15 protein-coding genes are annotated in these 16,929 nt (G+C 59.1%); 5 read left to right on the top strand and 10 right to left on the bottom strand.

Going from position 1 to position 16,929, the window contains the following annotated elements; genetic code table 11:
- The first annotated feature begins 534 nt into the window (after window positions 1-534).
- Complete coding sequence (locus tag EP837_RS18620; RefSeq protein WP_082919848.1) at window positions 535-1,152, top strand: VOC family protein; 618 nt, start codon at window positions 535-537, stop codon at window positions 1,150-1,152.
- A 739-nt stretch (window positions 1,153-1,891) separates the two neighbouring features.
- On the opposite strand, the gene EP837_RS18615 is transcribed toward EP837_RS18620, so the two are convergent.
- Together EP837_RS18615 and EP837_RS18610 are read right to left on the bottom strand one after the other, a co-directional pair.
- Entirely contained in the window at window positions 1,892-2,476 is a 585-nt protein-coding gene (locus tag EP837_RS18615) for a carboxymuconolactone decarboxylase family protein (protein WP_066532035.1), read from the bottom strand.
- Window positions 2,477-2,555: 79 nt separating this feature from the next.
- On the bottom strand, window positions 2,556-3,320 hold the full coding sequence (locus EP837_RS18610) for an SDR family NAD(P)-dependent oxidoreductase (RefSeq protein ID WP_082919847.1): 765 nt from the start codon (window positions 3,318-3,320) through the stop codon (window positions 2,556-2,558).
- A 342-nt stretch (window positions 3,321-3,662) separates the two neighbouring features.
- Here EP837_RS18610 and EP837_RS18605 point away from each other — a divergent pair, with 342 nt between their 5' ends.
- Window positions 3,663-4,406, top strand: coding sequence for an SDR family NAD(P)-dependent oxidoreductase (locus EP837_RS18605; protein ID WP_066532032.1), 744 nt, complete (start codon window positions 3,663-3,665; stop codon window positions 4,404-4,406).
- 291 nt (window positions 4,407-4,697) lie between these two features.
- Here EP837_RS18605 and EP837_RS18600 read toward each other — a convergent pair whose 3' ends face one another.
- From EP837_RS18600 to EP837_RS18585, 4 genes are read right to left on the bottom strand one after another with little or no spacing between them, the layout of a single operon-like run.
- Window positions 4,698-5,555, bottom strand: a complete 858-nt coding sequence (locus EP837_RS18600; protein WP_066532031.1) for a MaoC/PaaZ C-terminal domain-containing protein — start codon at window positions 5,553-5,555, stop codon at window positions 4,698-4,700.
- Between the two features lie 2 nt (window positions 5,556-5,557).
- A complete protein-coding gene (locus EP837_RS18595; RefSeq protein ID WP_066532030.1) occupies window positions 5,558-6,808 on the bottom strand; it encodes a thiolase family protein in 1,251 nt (416 codons plus the stop codon).
- A gap of 15 nt (window positions 6,809-6,823) precedes the next feature.
- On the bottom strand, window positions 6,824-7,570 hold the full coding sequence (fabG, locus tag EP837_RS18590; RefSeq protein ID WP_066532028.1) for a 3-oxoacyl-ACP reductase FabG: 747 nt from the start codon (window positions 7,568-7,570) through the stop codon (window positions 6,824-6,826).
- A 36-nt stretch (window positions 7,571-7,606) separates the two neighbouring features.
- Complete coding sequence (locus tag EP837_RS18585; protein WP_225870687.1) at window positions 7,607-9,697, bottom strand: acetate--CoA ligase family protein; 2,091 nt, start codon at window positions 9,695-9,697, stop codon at window positions 7,607-7,609.
- Between the two features lie 254 nt (window positions 9,698-9,951).
- Between EP837_RS18585 and EP837_RS18580 the strand changes: the two genes are divergently transcribed.
- From EP837_RS18580 to EP837_RS18570, 3 genes are all read left to right on the top strand, one after another.
- The gene (locus tag EP837_RS18580) at window positions 9,952-10,338 is read left to right on the top strand and encodes a carboxymuconolactone decarboxylase family protein (RefSeq protein ID WP_082919845.1); all 387 of its coding nucleotides are present in this window, start codon (window positions 9,952-9,954) and stop codon (window positions 10,336-10,338) included.
- Between the two features lie 215 nt (window positions 10,339-10,553).
- A complete protein-coding gene (locus tag EP837_RS21685; protein ID WP_225870686.1) occupies window positions 10,554-10,718 on the top strand; it encodes an aldehyde dehydrogenase family protein in 165 nt (54 codons plus the stop codon).
- A gap of 476 nt (window positions 10,719-11,194) precedes the next feature.
- Window positions 11,195-12,001 (top strand): sugar phosphate isomerase/epimerase family protein, encoded by an 807-nt coding sequence (locus EP837_RS18570; RefSeq protein WP_066532024.1) that lies wholly within the window; start codon window positions 11,195-11,197, stop codon window positions 11,999-12,001.
- A 141-nt stretch (window positions 12,002-12,142) separates the two neighbouring features.
- Here EP837_RS18570 and EP837_RS18565 read toward each other — a convergent pair whose 3' ends face one another.
- The 4 genes from EP837_RS18565 to EP837_RS18550 all read right to left on the bottom strand — a co-directional run bounded on the left by EP837_RS18565 (window position 12,143) and on the right by EP837_RS18550 (window position 16,929).
- Window positions 12,143-13,000 (bottom strand): IclR family transcriptional regulator, encoded by an 858-nt coding sequence (locus EP837_RS18565; RefSeq protein WP_197486439.1) that lies wholly within the window; start codon window positions 12,998-13,000, stop codon window positions 12,143-12,145.
- Between the two features lie 172 nt (window positions 13,001-13,172).
- Window positions 13,173-14,456: a DUF3422 family protein gene (locus tag EP837_RS18560; protein ID WP_066532015.1), complete on the bottom strand. Its 1,284-nt coding sequence runs from the start codon at window positions 14,454-14,456 to the stop codon at window positions 13,173-13,175.
- A gap of 106 nt (window positions 14,457-14,562) precedes the next feature.
- A complete protein-coding gene (locus EP837_RS18555) occupies window positions 14,563-15,327 on the bottom strand; it encodes an SDR family NAD(P)-dependent oxidoreductase (RefSeq protein ID WP_066532014.1) in 765 nt (254 codons plus the stop codon).
- A 147-nt stretch (window positions 15,328-15,474) separates the two neighbouring features.
- Window positions 15,475-16,929: an NAD-dependent succinate-semialdehyde dehydrogenase gene (locus tag EP837_RS18550; RefSeq protein WP_066532348.1), complete on the bottom strand. Its 1,455-nt coding sequence runs from the start codon at window positions 16,927-16,929 to the stop codon at window positions 15,475-15,477.

Below are 16,929 nucleotides of genomic sequence, written 5' to 3'. Positions count from 1 at the left end.
AATTTCAGGCCGTACCTTAAATCACATGAGCTTCAATGGTCCTTTTCGACGACGGCATAAATGAATGTGCGTTTTTATTCGGCAATCCTGTCGAGGAGGTCTGCGCTTTCGATCATGACGGCGTCGCCGTAGCCATTTCCAGACTTCGCAAGGGTATCCATCAAGGATATTATGCTGCGGGCTATCTGACATACGAAGCGGCACAGCATTTGACCAACGGCTCTGTGCGATTGAGACGTCCGAGAACAAGCCAATCCTATCGTTCGGATCGATGTCGTTGAGTTTCGCGGTTCGAATGTTTAGAGATAGGCTAAAAAGCTAGAGAGGCCGCCTCGGACGGCAGTGCGTGCCATCATTGTTATTCGTAAGACCCGCCAGCTGACACGCGGCTCTCACCGGCCGGCAAGACATTAGTAGCGACAGTAGCATCTATCCAGTATTAGGCCCAAAAGGCTTGTTGTTGAAGCCAATCCTTCCGTATATTGTCCTTTTGTCGACAGGCTGGCCCACAATCTCGCGCCGCGTGCGTTTGCGATGAAACTGGAGGAAATGGCTGTGAATCTTCCTGATCCCACTCCTGCTTTAAACTATCTGGGTAAGCGCATTCAGATGGCTTATGTCGTCCGCGACATGGACGCTGCCCTCGAGCACTGGCTCGATGTCATGAAGGTAGGCCCTTTCGTCGTTTTCGACCGATCGCGCGATGGCCGTACTATTCTGTATCGCGGTACGCAAACCTACGCAGACATATCCCTGGCGTTTGCCTATATAGGCGATGTCCAGATCGAGATAATTCAGCCGCTCGATGACGAACCTTCCCCCTTTCGGGAATTTCTCGACAGTGGTCGAGAGGGCTTACATCATATCGGATTTTGGCCCGACGATTTCGAGTTGGCCCGCGGTCATTTCGAGGAACAGGGCTTCAAGGAAATATACGCCGTGCTTACTGATGGCAGGCGCAGCGGAGCCTACTATGAGTCGCCCTGTGTGATGGGTGGGATTGTCGAACTGGTGCCGCTCACCGAACAGCGCGCGGCCTATTTTGGCAGGATGGAAAAGATTGCGCGAAGCTGGGATGGCAAGACCCGTCCTGTCCGCCGCTTCTCGGGCCGCGCGGAGTTTTTGGCTTCAGGCGAAGGCGTTGAGGTCTAAGTCAATAATCAGACCAGATCGGTGTTTGTGGAATGCCGTTACAGTCAGCCTTCCATCTTGGGCCAAGGAGGACCCCTGCTGCCAACCTCACGATGTGCCTGGCTGCAGCCCTCTTCAAGAGGGTCGCCGCTACGAACAAGCGAGTTCCGACGGCGAAATATCAGCGATTCAGGGCGCAAATGAGAACTCAGACCTTTTAGTCTCTCAGTTCAATCATCGAGGCGGGATACGCATCGACCTCCTGAGCCGGCAAAGCCGGCGTCAATGCTGGCGACAGTCAATACGATCAGCAGCTTGTCGGTGGATACCGTTATTGCAGGCGGTTCTAGAAGAGATTCGATCAAACTATAGAACGCAATGTTGTTGCATTGCGACTGCGGGCACATCCAAGTATCACGAACCACGGCATTTTGGTTTTGATCGGGAGAATTTACCGACGGAAAATGGCGCTCTCGCCGCGCCACCGGGTGCTAAACGTACCGGTGAGCGGTAGTCCGGCCGTCCGTGCCGCTGTCAACTAAGGCACAAACGATAAATACATCTATCAACGGCCTTCCTTCACCGGCGATTACAAGAAGGCCAAGGATAACATAGGTGGCCACCTGCCGGCGCTGCATCGATGGGACAGTTAATCCTTGTTCCTGGATGCTGATCACACACGTGGGGGCCAGCCATTTCCCGCTCATCGTGATCACCGGGGCATTTTCCTATCGATCGTTACCAGAGTGCGAGACCGTTACTATTTGCGATCGTTCGGCCCGCTCACCGGCGACGTTGATGGCGCAACCTTGCTTTCGGGCTCGAAGTCGAGGGCTATAAGGACTCGGTTGGTCATATTATAGGTGGCGACAACTCCTATGAGTTCGAGAACATTTTGAGGGCTCCCAAGGGCGGCGAGAAGCTTTGCAAAGGTGGCGTCCTCGACCTGAATCGCCCGCGTCATCTCCAGACAGACTGCCAGAGCCGCGCGTTCGGTTTCGTCAAACAGATCGCCATTGGCGGCAGCCCCGTCGACGTCACGCAACGCATCCAGTTGTTCCTGCGAACCGCCTGCCGTGAGAAAATGCGGACCATGAACATTGATCTCATGCTCCGTCCCCATCAGCGCAGACACGGCGACTATCGCCAATTCCCTAAGCAGCGGCGGCAAGGAAAGCCGGGTCCGGATCGTCCTGGCGTAGGCATTCCACGCTGAGGCGAATTGCGGACTGTAGAGCAGCAAACGGTCGATACGATTCAGCGAGCCACCTCGCCGGGCCCTGACCTCATCGACGATGTCCCTTGGCTCGTCCAGGCTTGCGGGAAGATAGGGGAGTCGCGCCACTTATCTGTTCCACTTCTTTACAAAGAGTTGCCAGGTGCACCAGCAATCTGCCGACCGTGGAGGATTCGAACGCCGCGACTCATGTCTTCATATATGCCGCTCGCGTACCGCCATCGACAGGTAATATTGCGCCGTTCACGAATTTGGCCGCATCGCTCAGGAAGAACTGGACAACATCAACGATGTCGTCGGGTTCCGCAATCCGGCCCAAGGGCGAAGCGCCAGACGGTCTATAGGCCGAATTTCCGACCGCCTGCTGTGCTTCTGCCAGCATCGGCGTGTTCGTGCTGCCCGGCGCCACCACGTTCACAACTATCCCCGACGAAGCGAGTTCTACCGCAAAAACCTGGGAAAGAATGTGGGCGGCCGCCTTCGTCGCCGAATAGATGCCCGCACCCACTTTCGGACGCATGCCCCCGATGGACCCGATAATCACCACGCGTTTCGGATTTGAGACATCGGCATTTTCACGTAGCAAGGGCAGCGCTTCCCGTACACATAGCCATGGACCCAGCAAGTTGGTTCCGATCAGATCATTGGCCTGTTGAGGCGTCATATCTTCCAGTGAGCCTTGAATATTGATCCCGGCAGAACAAATCAACGCGTCTATTTGGTTAGTCTGGCTACGGATCAGCGCGAATACGTTAGACACGCTTTCATGATCGCCGACATCACATGGGGCATAACGGAGACGGTCACCGGCGTTCAAAGCCGCCTGCTGCTCTTCCAGGCGTTTTTCGCTACGGCTTAGCGACCAGACATGCCAATCATCATCGAGAAGGCGTTCAATCACGCGCTTCCCCAAACCGGAGGTGCCGCCGGTTATTACTGCTATCCTCGCCACTTACATAACCTCTCCTATTCGATGTTCCCTAAGGTCAAAAGCAGCCGGGTAACAGAGGATTTCATGCGTCAAACTTCGGGGCATCGCATGCATTTAGGGCCGCTAGAGGGCAGCCGTCGCAAAAACAATCATCGATCCCTACAAGCGACGGCAAATAATGTCAACATGCAGGAATATTTAATAGTCGCGTGACAAAAGTTCGATCCGCCTTTAGATTATATGCAAGGATCGTCCGTTGATCTTTGTGGCACATTTTATAAATGAGGAGGACTGAAGGTGGTGGATCGGCTAAAAGGAAAAGTCGCCGTTGTCATTGGAGCAGGCCAGAGCCCAGGAGAAGAAATGGGCAATGGACGGGCAACTACGATCCGCTTCGCGCAAGAAGGTGCAGCGGTGCTGGCAGTAGATCTAAATGAAGACTCCGCGCGCGAAACCGTCAAGATGATGGGTGAAGGCGTCGATGCGCACGCCCTCAAGGCAGATGCCGCGGACACCGAAACTTTGCGTGCCGCGATCCAAGATGCTTACGACAGGTGGGGACGCATTGACATTCTCCACTATAATGTCGGGGTGAGCATCATGGGCGGCCCCCAGAACCTTGACGAAATAACGGACGAGACATTTGATCGCGTGAATGACATCAATTTGCGCGGCGCGATCATGGCGGCGAAATTCGTGGCGCCCATCATGCGTGCCCAAGGTTCCGGCGCGGTGAACTTCGTGTCCTCAATGTCGGCCATCGAAACCTTCACGCCGCTCGTCGCCTATCGGACCAGCAAGGCCGGCATGATCGCCTTTATGCAATTGTTCGCCATGCACAATGCTGAATTCGGGGTTCGGGCCAACGCCATCCTGCCCGGATTGATGCAGACCTCAATGTCGATCGATACGCGCATGCGCACCACCGGACGGTCGCGGGAAGATCTGATCGCGGAACGAAACAGCAAGGTTCCGCTGCGCCGGCAGGGAGGATCGGCTTGGGACATTGCCAACGCTGCGCTGTTCCTCGCCTCGGATGAGGCGAAGTTCATCACTGGCGTGACGCTGCCTGTTGAAGGCGGCATGCTGCTGAAAATCGGCTGGTGACACTCAGTTCGTTTTCGTGACCTTGTAAAGGACGATCCTCAGCTGACGCGTAGCTTTGTTTTGCTGTCATCGCGAGGATCGTCCCTACCCGCCCTGCCTCATGCTGGCGCGGTGGGCAAGGCAACCGCTGCCGCAGTGGCGGCAATCATACTCGATTATTTTCGAGGCACGCCGAGACATAGGCGTGTTGGGATCGACCCAACCAACGGATTTTCCGACAAGGGAATCCGATCGCTTGGAAAAACGCGCGGACCTTGGCTCACCGACTATCGACAGAGCCAGCGGCGTTCATCAAGTCCAGCTGACCCTTCCATTGTCGAGTACGACCAAGTTCCGCTCCACGCTGAGCGCGCGGAAAGAGCCGTCGGGCCATATCTCTACCCGCACCGTTTCGCCGGGGAAAAGCGGTGCAGAGAAGCGCATCTCGATGGCTTTCAATCGCACGGGGTCGTCCCCCACCAGTGTTTTCATCAGGCTTTGGGTGACGATTCCCGCAACGCACATTCCATGAAGGATGGGTTTGGGAAAACCGGAACGCCGCGCCAGTTCAGGATCGGCATGGAGTCCGAAAAGGTCGCCGTTCAGCCGGTAAAACAGCGCCTGGTCGGCCTGCGTCGGAACATCGACCTGGCAGGAGGGCGGCTCGTCCGGCAGCTTCTGGGACGGCGCCAGGGGTGCGTCCTCTCCCCCGAAACCGCCCTGCCCGCGCAGGACGTGAACCTGCGTCAGCGTGGCGTATAATGTCGCCGTTACGGCATCCACGATTTCGCGTTTGGAGACGGCGAAGCCATGCTTTCCTTCTCCACGGTCGATCAATTGGATAAGGCTGGTACGGCCGATCACAGCGCCGCTGGGCGGAAGCGGATTATGCCATTCGACGGCCTGCGTTCCATGCAATATCCGGCTTGGATCGATCGTCGTTTCTGGCCGGACCAGCCAGAAGCCCGGATAGCCCAGCACCAGCGCCATGGACGGCAGGACCTGCTGTTCCGCGCCCTTGTTCGGGTCGACGAACGCCAGGCGGCGTTCGTCGAGCGGATCGTGGCCCATACCCACGGACAGAGCGTAGAAGGCCGTGTCGCGCGCGCTATATTCCTGCCGAACGTCCTCGACCCGATAGGCCAGGAGTCTTTCCCGGTCGATAGCCATGCTCAGTTCCTGCCGGGTGCCTCGAACAGGGAAACCACGCAGGCTGCCTCCTCGAAGCCGTAAAAGCCGCCGCCATTCTCGCACAGGCCTATCCGGGCGCCTTCGACCTGCCGTGCGCCGGCTTCGCCGCGCAGCTGCGTGACGATCTCGTTGACCTGGATGGCCCCGGTCGCGCCGATCGGATGCCCCTTGGATAGGAGCCCACCCGACACGTTGATGGGAAGCCTGCCGCCAAGACGCGTCGCACCGCTTTCCGCCAGCGGCCCGCCCTCTCCATAGGCCGCAAAACCGCAATGCTCGCTCTGCATGATTTCGGCAAAGGCGGTGGCGTCATGCAGCTCGGCAACCGAAACATCGTCCGGCCCCAGCCCGGCCAGTTCATAGGCGCGATTGGCGGCGGTCCTGGTGAGGTGCTTGTCCAGCTCCTCGGGCTTGCGGTTGCTGCCGCTGCTCACGGCCACGCCGCGAATGCCAACCGCCCGCGTCCGGTCGAAACGGTTCATCGCACGCTCGGAGGCGATGACGAGTGCGGCGGCACCGTCGCTCATCGGCGCGCACATGGCGCGCGTCATCGGATAGGAAATAAGCTTGTCGGCCAGAACCTCTTCCGCCGTCATCGGCGTGCGGTACTGGGCATATTCATTCCACTGCGAATGCCAGTGGTTCTTCGCGGCAACCTCGGCAATCTGCTGTTCGGTGGTGCCGAACCGATACATATGGTATCGCGCCATCGCGGCGTAGATGTCCATGAAGACGGAGCGCTGACCGGCCTGGTTGAGCGCCTTTTCGGGCAACGTCATATCTTCGCCCAAGGCCAGCAGAGCTTCCATCTGCTGGTCGGCGAGATCACGGTCCCAGCTTCCCTTGAAAGCCTCGAACATCTGCTCGTCCCGGTCGCTGAAGTTCATCTTCTCGGCGCCCACGACCAGCACGACGTCATGGATGCCGGAACGGACCGCGGCCCAGGCCTGCGCCAGGCCGGAACTGGAACTGGCGCACGCATTGTCGGTGTTGAAGATGGGGATATTCTCGAAACCATAGGCGCGCAGGACCGTTTGGCCGCGAATATTATGCTGACCCTCCAGCACGCCGAGTCGCGTGTTGCAGAACCATGCGCCCTCGATGGAATCCAGGCCGATGCCGGCGTCGGCCAGCGCAGCGTCGATCGCCCGTCCGGAGAGCTGTTTGACGCTCTCGTTCCAGTGCTTCCCAAGCGGCGTCATTCCGGCGCCGATGATATAAGCTTCGGTCATACTCATTATCCTCTATCAGTACCGGCCGCCGGTAACGTGCAGCACGTCGCCGCTGATGTAGCCGGCGTTTTCGGACGCCAGGAACACGACGGCGTCGGCTATGTCCGCCGGTTGGCCGATGCGCGGAACCGGCGTGGTCTTCTCCGCATTTTCGCGAACCTTGTCCCAATGGGGCAGAGAGTTCACCAGCGGCGTTTCAATGATTCCGGGGGCTACCGCATTCACGGTGACGAAATGCCGGCCAAGCTCAAGCGACATCGCCCGGGTGAAGCCGATGATGCCCGCCTTCGCGGCGGAATAATTTGCCTGCCCAGGATTGCCCAGATGCGCGCGCGATGAGATGTTCACGATCCGGCCCCATTTCTGTTCCACCAGATGCGGAACGACCGCGCGCGTGCAATAGAAGGAGCCCTTGAGGATCACGTCGAGGACGATGTCCCAGTCATTCGTGGTCATCTTGGTGATCCGCATATCGCGCGCAAGGCCCGCATTGTTCACCAGGATGTGAATCCGCCCGAACTCCGCAACAGCCTTTTCAACCATCGCATTGACGGCGGCCTCGTCGATCACGTTCACGCCGACCGCGAGTGCGTTGTAACCAGCTTCGCGAAGTTTTTGCGCCTGTGCTTCGGCCGCTTCCAGATTGACGTCGGCGACCACGACATTCGCGCCCTCCGCACAGAAACGCGCCGCGATGCCGGCCCCGATGCCGCTGCCGGCTCCGGTTACAATGGCTGTCTTGCCGGTCAAACCCAAATCCATTTTGGCATTCCTCTCATTTCATGAAGCCCAGGCAAGTCAGTCCCTGTCGAGTATGACCAACCCGTCGACCGCGACCACACCCTGACCGGCCGGTTTAACGAACAGCGGGTTGATCTCGGCCTCGGCGATACCTTGGATCTCCGCGAGCCGAGACATCGACACGATCGCGTCGGCAAGGGCATCGCAATCACCGGCAGGCAGCCCACGATAGCCGCGGATCACCGCCAGCCCCCGCACCTCCTCAATCATCGAGCGCGCTTCCTTTGACGTAGTGGGGGCGAGGCGGATTGCCGCGTCCTTGTAAACTTCGGCAAGGATGCCGCCGATGCCGAGCACCACGATCGGGCCCACCTCCGGGTCGTTGCGAAATCCCAAAATCGCCTCCGCCAGGCTGCCGCGCTCCATCTGCTGCACCAATATGCCATCGATTGCCGCGCCGGGATGACCGGCGCCGACGCGGCTCAATATCTGCGTTGCCGCTTCGGCAAGGGCGTCCTGACCCTTGATACCCAGCACGACCCCACCTGCATCGGTCTTGTGCGGGATGTCCGGTGACAGGATCTTCGCCACCACTGGAAACTGGAGATCGACCCGCTCCCCCGGTTCCCGGATGATGCTGGCCGGCGCGGTCTGAATGCCGATCGCGCCGAAGATCAGGCCCGCATCGAATTCGTTGGGCTGACGGCCGGCAAGAGCGCTGATTGCGCCTTCCACCGCTTCGATCGTAGCGGGATCAGCCTTGGGCTGCTCCTGCGGCATGGCCCAGTTGGCCCAGGAACTGACTGCATCCGCGCAGGTTTCCGGCGTGCGGAACCCGGCGATGCCGGCGTCGGCCAGCTGTTGCAGGCCAACCTGCGCATCGGGCGCGATGAACACAGCCAGCGGCTTGCCGTGCTTGTCGGCCTGGACCAGTGATCCGACGGTAATTTCCGGCTGGAATTGCGCGGAACTGCCCGCGACGGCCAGGACAAGGTCGCAATGATCCGATGCGAGCAATTCACTCGCGACCGCTCCGTAAACTTCCGCCTTGGTGCCGGTGAGCGTTAGGTCAGTAAGCCGGCTCTTGGAGATACTGATATTCTTTTTGGCCAAATTCTCAACCACCTTGTCTGTTGGCGCGACGATGTTGACGCCCAGCGTACCGAGCCGATCAGCTACCAGCGCGCCGCCGCCGCCGGTCGTGGTCATCACGGCCACGCGATGCTGCGCTGAAGGACGCCGGTTGGCCAGCAGCAGCGGAAGTTCGAACAATGTCTCCAAGCAATCGGCACGCAGTATGCCGTTCGCGCGGAAGAAGGCATTCGCGACCTCGTCCCCACCCGCCATGGCGCCTGTGTGGGATGCTGCAAGGTCGCGCCCCAGATCGGAGCGCCCCAGCTTGTAGGCGATGATCTGCTTGCCCGCCTCGATTGCACGTCGTGCCGCACGCGCCAGGTCGGGCGCCTTTCTGAACGTCTCCAAGAATAGGAGGATCGCTCCTGTTTCCGGGTCATCGACTAGCCAGTCGGTGATTTCACCCACCGACAGATCGCATTCGTTACCTATCGAAACGATGCGGGAAAAACCGACGCCACGACCCAATCCACGAGACATCAGGCCGCCGGTCATGCTCCCAGACTGCGAGACGATTGCCAGCGGTCCCGGGCGGACGTCCAGCAGCTCGACCGACGCATTGATCGACAAGGCGCAAGACGGCGTGCTGCTATATATGCCGCTGCAATTGGGGCCCAGCAGGCGGAGGCCGCCTGCGCGCGCAGTGGCCAGGATCTGCTGCTGGATCGCTAGGCCCTCGTCCCCTGTTTCGGCAAAACCGTCGGTGCAGATCGTTGCCACAGGGACATTCTTGGCGACGCATTGTTCGATCGCTGCTGGAACCGCATCCCGGGGAACCATGATGAAGGCATGGTCAACCGCTGCGGGCACATCAAGTAGCGACGGATAAGCGACATCGCCCCCGACCTCCGCGCGGTTCGGGTTGATGGGGAATATCCTGCCTTCGTAACCTTGCTTGCGAAGAGAGCGCTGAGGCCGCGAGGTATGCTTTTTCGAGTCGCTGGATGCGCCAATCAGTGCGATGCTTTTCGGTGCGAACAGCGCCTCGAACTGCCTCTTACTTTCTAAATTCACGATGGGCTTCCTATTCCTGTTTGGTGAGCGGTTAGGTGACGGTACCGTTCGACCTACGGACGCCGCACACCTCTGGGAAACTATTGTCATATTCTGGGACTTGATTCAACTCGAATAACTCGGCGCCGTAATCATGGTTCTTTCGGCAATCGCTTGCTCATGGCGTATGCTCTGGCCGCTCCAATCCTCGAGATTGACAGCCGTCCCATATATCAGGATATTCTTGATCACCACAATTTCAGAGGATAATTGGAATGGCCGTCGACCCCAACAGAACGAAACAAATCCTAGAGAGGGTAGAGCGTGAGCGTGGCATGGCTCGCGGATGGACCAAAATCATGGCTGAGCGCGATCCTGATTTCCTGGAGCGCCTTCATGATACTGTGATGCACCCGTTGTTCCACCGCGATACTTTGCCGCGAAAGTTTAAATACATCATCATGACCTGCCTGAATGCTTTCCAGTTCCATGAGTTCGGAGTTCGAGCACAGACACGAGCTGCGCTAAAGGCCGGAGCGACTGAGGAAGAGATATTAGAAGCGCTGCAGATCGTAGGTGTTTCGAACCTCCATGGAATGAGCACCGCGCTGCCCGCCGCCGTAGAGGAAATCGAGGCTTTCAAGAAGAATGCTGGCGACTGATCGACTTTCTCTCGCCGCTGACGGTGCGTCGGACTGCGGGAACTCTGGGGGTGGAGATGAATAGCTCGTTCACCCGGTCGAGAACGATCCAGTCCGCTTCCCGGTGCGAACGCTCGAAACGCATGCCGACATCGCCAGCAGTTATCGTTGGACAAAAATTCGCCGGCCCAGCACTGGAATGCAATAGTGCATCGCAGTTCTAAGGGAATCAGGCGATGATCGTGCCCTGGAAGGCACCTTTGATGGCGATAATAGCGAAAAGGAGTATGGCGCTGCTCAGCGGCTGCACCGTCGTTCTGAAACCCGCGCCGGAACCGCCGCTCGATGCCTACATGCTGGCCGAAATGCGGCCGACGCCAGACTGCCCTAAGGCGCGGTGAACGTTCTTCCCGCCGAGCGCGAGGTCAGCGAATGTCTGGCGCTCTATCCGGGCGTCGAGAAGGTGTCGTTCTGGGATCGACCATCACTGGTCGGAAGCTCGCCGGCAAATGCGGTGATCTTCTGCGACCCTTCACATTGGAGCTGCGGCGGCAGTTGGCGGGGATTCTGCCGGAAGGAACGAACGTGGCTGCAGCTGTCGAGGCTCTGACACGGGGATCGTTCCGCTATTCCTAGCAGATATGCAGCCTCGACGCGCAGAACGGTGTGCAGGAAGCGAGGAAGCGCACCTCCCTCCCCGCTTCGGCCCCAGCGTCCTTAAGGCTAACTGATTTATCTGGGCGAGCCCACCGGCCTGCCCCGCAAAAGAATATGAATTATCTCACAGTGTGAGATCAATGTGGATTTTTTTAGAGCCTCGGTTATGTTCTGCCGCTCAGGCAGCTAAGCCATGACTGAAATGCTTTGGGAGAGATGCATGTTTTCCTTGTGCCCACTGACCGTTCTTCCTTGCTCACCGCTCGAACAGATTGATGCAGCGATTCAGGCGAACTATGATGCGATCGGGCTACGGGTGACGGCCACATTGGCGACGGACCCGGACATCATGGCTGACGCGCCGCTACGGGCCACGATTGCACAACGCCTATCGGAAACCGGCATCAAGGTGCTTGATGTGGAAGTCGTCCGCATCTCTCCGGAGACGGACGTCGACGCGTGGGAGCCGTTGCTGTGCTATGCGGGCGAGATCGGCGCCCGCTCGATTGCAATCACCGGGGAGCCGCATGGTGACTGGACGCCCGGCTATCTGGAAGCCACAGCGCGTAATCTTGGCAGACTGTGCGATTTGGCCGCGCAATACGGTCCATCGCCGTCGCTTGAATTCATGAAATATCGCAGCATCGGTACGTTGCGTGCCGCTTTGGAGATGGTGAAGAGGGTGGAGCGCCCCAATTTGACTATCTGTGTCGATGCGCTGCATTTCCATCGTTCCGGCGGCACGCCCGACGAACTAGCGCGCGTCGATCCCAGTCTGATTTCCTGTTTCCAGGTCTGCGATGCGCCCGCTGCTGCTCCCGACGATCTCCCCAGAGAGGCGCGGTTCGGCCGCCTACTGCCGGGGAAAGGCGGATTGCCTCTGGAGGACATGCTGAGCGCGCTGCCGCGCGAGATTCCCATCGGAGTCGAAGTGCCTGACATTACCCGGGCAGGCTTGCCGATTCTCGTGCGGGCGCAGCAAGCCGCGGAGGCAACGCGCGGGATTATCGACGCAGTTCGGAGGTGAAAGGTGCCGGCAGCGGCCCAAACCGCAAAAAAATGTCGCTGCCTCGCGCTGGCAATCGATCCATCGTCAGCTGGCGCGCGGTCGCTGAACGGGGTCACTATCTGCCTTTTAAGAAAATAGCCGCCCATTTTTCAGTGCAGCCTAGCCAACGGCACGCGGCGGCAGGATCAACTCTGAATCGCTCTTGGCCATCCGCTGCGAAATTTCCCTGGCGGCGCGTTTGACCAGCAACACGGTCCGGTTGATGTCGATATCCTCGATCTCCTCTTCTTCCCAGGAAACCCCTACCGAACCGATGATCGCGTCCTCGCCATTAAACACCGGGGCCGCGATGCCGACAATGCCTGGGTTGAACTCGCCGATCGACTTGACGAAGCCTTCGGACCGGATCTTGCTCATTGCCTCGTTAAACTCCTCCCAGGAGTCTCCGAGCCTGGCTTCTAGTATTGCATCTTGGCGACGCGCGAAAATGCTCCGAAGCCTATGATTAGGCAGGTTCGCTAAAACGACTCTCGAGACGGCGCCCTTAAACAGCGGTCTGCGCTGTCCGCGCGCGAATATGGTCTTCGGGCTGAATTGGGTCTGGCAATCGGCGATGCAGACCAACGAGTTTTGGAACAGCATGCACAGCAGAGCGGAGTGCGTGGTGGCTTTGACAAGCTCGCCAAGGATACCTTCCGACGCCTTCAGCAGCGGATCGGTGTTCCTGATCAATAGATCCAGTTCGATGATGCGCGAACCTAGCACATAATAGCCGTTGCCGACTGCGCCAAGTAGCCCTGCCGATGTCAGCGCCCGGATATAGCGGTAGCCGGTCGAGCGGGTTGCTCCCAAGGCATCGAGGATTTCATTGGTAGTCCAAATTGGTTTGTTTTCGCTGAACAGGTCCAGAATGCTGAGCGCCTTGGCCAGGCTGCTGGAGGCGTCACGATCGATCTCGACGGCAGGCTCGGCTTCAATATGTCCGCTTTTACTAAGTTTACCAACTTTATTAGCCACCAATGAACCTCATCCACCGACACTTACAGTAAAAATCCATCATTGCGGGAATACTACAGACTGTCAATCGAACATGATCTGCCGACCCGCGCCTGCCGAGCGCGTCCGGGTTAATCATCAGCGCGTCGCCGAATGTTGGAATGCAGCAGGCCTCGATCGAAAGCGTTCCGGATTACCGCAGTCGATTATGCATGGACCTTATACCTAGCCATACGCAGCACGCTACGACAGGCAAAAAGATGGAAAGAACAAGGTCGTGATCGAGGTGGACGAAACGCTCAAAGCCTCTGATGAAATAACCCAGCAAATTGCAGGCATAGTAGGTGATCGCCACTACCGAGATGCCTTCGACCGTGCGCTGCAGGCGTAATTGCAGCGCGGTCCTTCTATCCATCGAACGCAAAAGATCACGGTTCTGCGTCGCCAGTTCCGTGTCGATCCGTGTCCGTAGTAGGTCGCTAGTCCATGCCGCACTTTGCGCGAGCGTGTCGAGCCGGCTCGTGAAACTGAGGCAGGTGCGTGCCGCCGGCAGAAGCCTGCGCTCAGTAAAATCGGTCAAGGATTCAAACCCGTCGATCTTGGTTGCTTGGAGAGCGCGCAACCGATCGTCGACCATCTGTGCATAGGCGCGGGTAGCGCTCATGCGGTATTGGGATTCGCCTCTGATGCGCGCCACTTCGGCGCTCAGGTCCGACAATTCGGCGAGTGACTTCGCATCTGTCTGGACGGATTCCGCGATTTGCTGCGTAGTGGCGGCCAGTGTAAGTTCCAACGCATTGATCCGCCGGGCCAGACGCTGTGCGACCGGTAGACCCAGCAGTGCCAGATTGCGGTAATTGCCCAATTCCTGCACCCGTTGCAGCGCAAGTGCCAGTTCCCCCGGGGAGGCTGCGTCGTTCACCACGAGCAGGCGCCCAAATCCATCGGGGTTCAATCGAAAATCCGACCAGAAACGGATTTTCGAAGAGAGCGCCCTGCAATGGACCAGGTCATCGGCACGGAACCACTGTTCGACGATTTCTGGATCATCATAGCACAATACCGCGATCTGGGTGGCCCGCAGCACGTGGCCAGGGAGTTGCGCGAACCAGTCGGGTGGCAACACATCGAATATATCGGCGTCGAACGGACGATCGAATTCGCGCTCAAGGATAAACATGTAGCTCGAGAATTCGGTGTGGCGCTCCCAGATCAGATGAACGTCTTCCACCATGTCGCGATGGAAACGCTTTTCCGCCGTGTGCGAAATTGAGGGGAAAAGCGTCCGAAGCCGCTCGAGCTCCCTGGCCGCGTCCTGTTCATCGATCTGAACCACGACCTGCATGAGTCGAGCCGGCGCATGGATCGCCGGCAATTTACGACCGTGCATCTCGGTCGAGAGTGCGGCCCGGAGCGAATGATCCGGGAGGTCGAAATAGCGTGGCGCGTGGCCCTGGACCAACTCACCTGCCGTCATCAGATTCCTGCCCGGCCATAGCGTCGCGCATGCGCCCCCCACATTTCGATATTCGTAAGCCAACCGGACGCTGCAGACCTATGGTCCTACCGGGCTGGCCTGGACCTCAGAAGGAAGGGACACCCGCTGTGTAACCGCCGTCCACCGCCAGCGTGGCGCCCGTGATAAAGCTGGCGTCTTCCGACAGAAGGAAAGCGATCGGCCCGGCTATCTCGTCTGGACGGCCCTCCCGACCGAGCGGGTGAGACGCGCGGATCTTGGAGACATTGGCCTCGTCCTGGAACATGGGCGAGGTCATTGGCGTGCGTGTCATGCCGGGCGCCACCGCGTTAACGCGAATGCCCAGCGGCGCAAGCTCGATCCCCATGGTGGCGGTGATACCGGTGACACCCCATTTGGACGCGGCATAAGACAGCCTGTTGGGATTGCCGCGCAACCCGGCCGACGAGCTGATATTGACGATGGCCCCCCCATTCCCTGCCGACTGAGCGGCGGCGGCGAAACTGCGGCACATATTGCAAGTGCCTTCTAGATTGACCGCCAGTACTCGGCGCAGCTTTTCAGCCGGTGTATCCAGTACCGTTCCCACGCCACGAATCCCCGCACTGTTGACCAATCCGTCGACAACGCCGAGTTCCCGCACGATTTTGTCGAAAAAATGCTGCGCATGCTGCGCATCGGCGATGTCGGCAACCGCAGTGCGCACCCGATCCTTTGATTCTATCCTGGAGAGCAGGCCTTCGAGCGCTTCAGCGCGATTGTCCACCGCCACGACGAACGCGCCTTCGTGAAGCAGGCGCTCCACCGTCGCAGCGCCAATTCCGCTGCCTGCGCCTGTGACGACGATCGTCTTGTTGTCAAAGCGATTCATGGTGGTTCCTTTTAATTGATCCGAATGCCGCTACCCGAAAACCAAGGATGGAACTGTTCCTTAGGGAGAACGCCACCTCTGTCCGTCGACTGCGTCCGTGTGTATCGATCCGTCACAGGCAAAGTGGCGCCTAATCCGGCTCCCCAGCTAGAGGCCCGCCATGCAGATATATTTGACCTCCAGATACTCCTCGATCCCCTGGTAGGAGCCTTCGCGGCCGATGCCCGACTCCTTGATCCCGCCGAACGGCACGGCCTCATTGGCCATCAGGCCGATGTTCACGCCGACCATGCCCGTTTCCAGAGCCTCCGCGACCCGCCAGATGCGGCCGATGTCGCGGCTGTAGAAATAGGACGCCAGGCCATATTCGGTGTCGTTGGCGGCAGCGATGAGTTCATCTTCCTCGCTGAAGCGGAATACCGAGGCGAGCGGCCCAAACGTTTCCTCGCGCGCGACCTTCATGGTCGCGTTGGCCTCCCCGATCACCGTCGGTTCGAAGAAGGAGCGGCCAAGTGCATGGCGCTTGCCGCCCGCGAGCAGTTTGGCGCCCTTTGCTACCGCGTCGGCAATATGTTCCTCGGTCTTCTGCACGCCCTTGAGATCGTGGACCGGGCCGAAGTTGATGTCGGGATCGGCGCCATTCCCGACCTTCAGCTTCGCCACTTCCTGCAACAGCTTGCCGACGAATGCATCATAGACGCCGTTCTGGACATAGATCCGGTTCGTGCCCACACAGGCCTGGCCCGCATTCCTGAACTTCGACCCCATGACTCCGGCGACTGCCGCATCCACGTCGGCGTCATCGAACACGATGAAGGGCGCGTTCCCCCCCAATTCGAGAGCCACCTTTTTGATGGTACCGGCGCATTGCTGCATCAACAGCTTGCCCACCTGGGTCGACCCGGTGAAGGACAGCTTTCGCACCACTGGGTTGGACGTGAATTCGCCGCCGATCGCGATCGGATCCCCGACCACGACGCTGAAGACGCCCTTGGGAATGCCCGCACGATCGGCAAGTTCTGCCAGCGCCAGCGCCGAAAAGGGCGTCGTGCTGGCGGGCCGCACGACCATGGTGCAACCGGCGGCAAGAGCGGCCGCCACCTTGCGGGTGATGATCGTACTGGGAAAATTCCACGGCGCGATGGCCGCACAGACGCCTATCGGCTGCTTTATGACGACAATGCGGCGGTCGGGCGCTGGCGTCGGAATAGTGTCGCCATAAGTCCGGCGCGCCTCTTCGGCGAACCATTCGATGAACGCCGCGCCCGTGACGATCTCACTTTTTGCCTCGGCCAGGGGCTTGCCCTGCTCCGCGGTCAGAATGCGAGCCAGATCGTCGGTATTTTCGATAATCAGGTCAAACCAACGCCGCAGCAGGCGCCCCCGGTCCTTGGCAAGCGTCTCTCGCCACTGAACCAGGGCCACCTCTGCCGCAGCGATAGCGCGTCTGGCCTCCGACGCACCCATGTCGGGCACGGTTCCGACGCTTTCACCCGTTGCTGGATTGATGACGTCCAGGGTGGCGCCGCTATCGGCGCCCACCCATTTACCGTCAACAAAGGCCAGGTTCCGAAGAAGCTGCGGGTCCTGAAGCTGAAGCAC

The organism is Sphingobium sp. EP60837, from assembly GCF_001658005.1.
In the GTDB taxonomy this organism is placed as follows: Bacteria; Pseudomonadota; Alphaproteobacteria; order Sphingomonadales; family Sphingomonadaceae; genus Sphingobium; species Sphingobium tyrosinilyticum.
Note: the sequence above shows the minus strand (reverse complement) of the source record. Positions and strands in the feature narration are given on the sequence as shown.

Excerpts from the sequence above, each read along its gene's own strand:
- EP837_RS18620 (WP_082919848.1), top strand. The coding sequence starts at position 535 with ATGAAACTGGAGGAAATGGCTGTGAATCTTCCTGATCCCACTCCTGCT.
- EP837_RS18605 (WP_066532032.1), top strand. The coding sequence starts at position 3,663 with ATGGGCAATGGACGGGCAACTACGATCCGCTTCGCGCAAGAAGGTGCA.
- EP837_RS18600 (WP_066532031.1), bottom strand. The coding sequence starts at position 5,555 with ATGGCTATCGACCGGGAAAGACTCCTGGCCTATCGGGTCGAGGACGTT.
- EP837_RS18595 (WP_066532030.1), bottom strand. The coding sequence starts at position 6,808 with ATGACCGAAGCTTATATCATCGGCGCCGGAATGACGCCGCTTGGGAAG.
- fabG (WP_066532028.1), bottom strand. The coding sequence starts at position 7,570 with ATGGATTTGGGTTTGACCGGCAAGACAGCCATTGTAACCGGAGCCGGC.
- EP837_RS18580 (WP_082919845.1), top strand. The coding sequence starts at position 9,952 with ATGGCCGTCGACCCCAACAGAACGAAACAAATCCTAGAGAGGGTAGAG.
- EP837_RS21685 (WP_225870686.1), top strand. The coding sequence starts at position 10,554 with ATGATCGTGCCCTGGAAGGCACCTTTGATGGCGATAATAGCGAAAAGG.
- EP837_RS18570 (WP_066532024.1), top strand. The coding sequence starts at position 11,195 with ATGTTTTCCTTGTGCCCACTGACCGTTCTTCCTTGCTCACCGCTCGAA.
- EP837_RS18560 (WP_066532015.1), bottom strand. The coding sequence starts at position 14,456 with ATGACGGCAGGTGAGTTGGTCCAGGGCCACGCGCCACGCTATTTCGAC.
- EP837_RS18555 (WP_066532014.1), bottom strand. The coding sequence starts at position 15,327 with ATGAATCGCTTTGACAACAAGACGATCGTCGTCACAGGCGCAGGCAGC.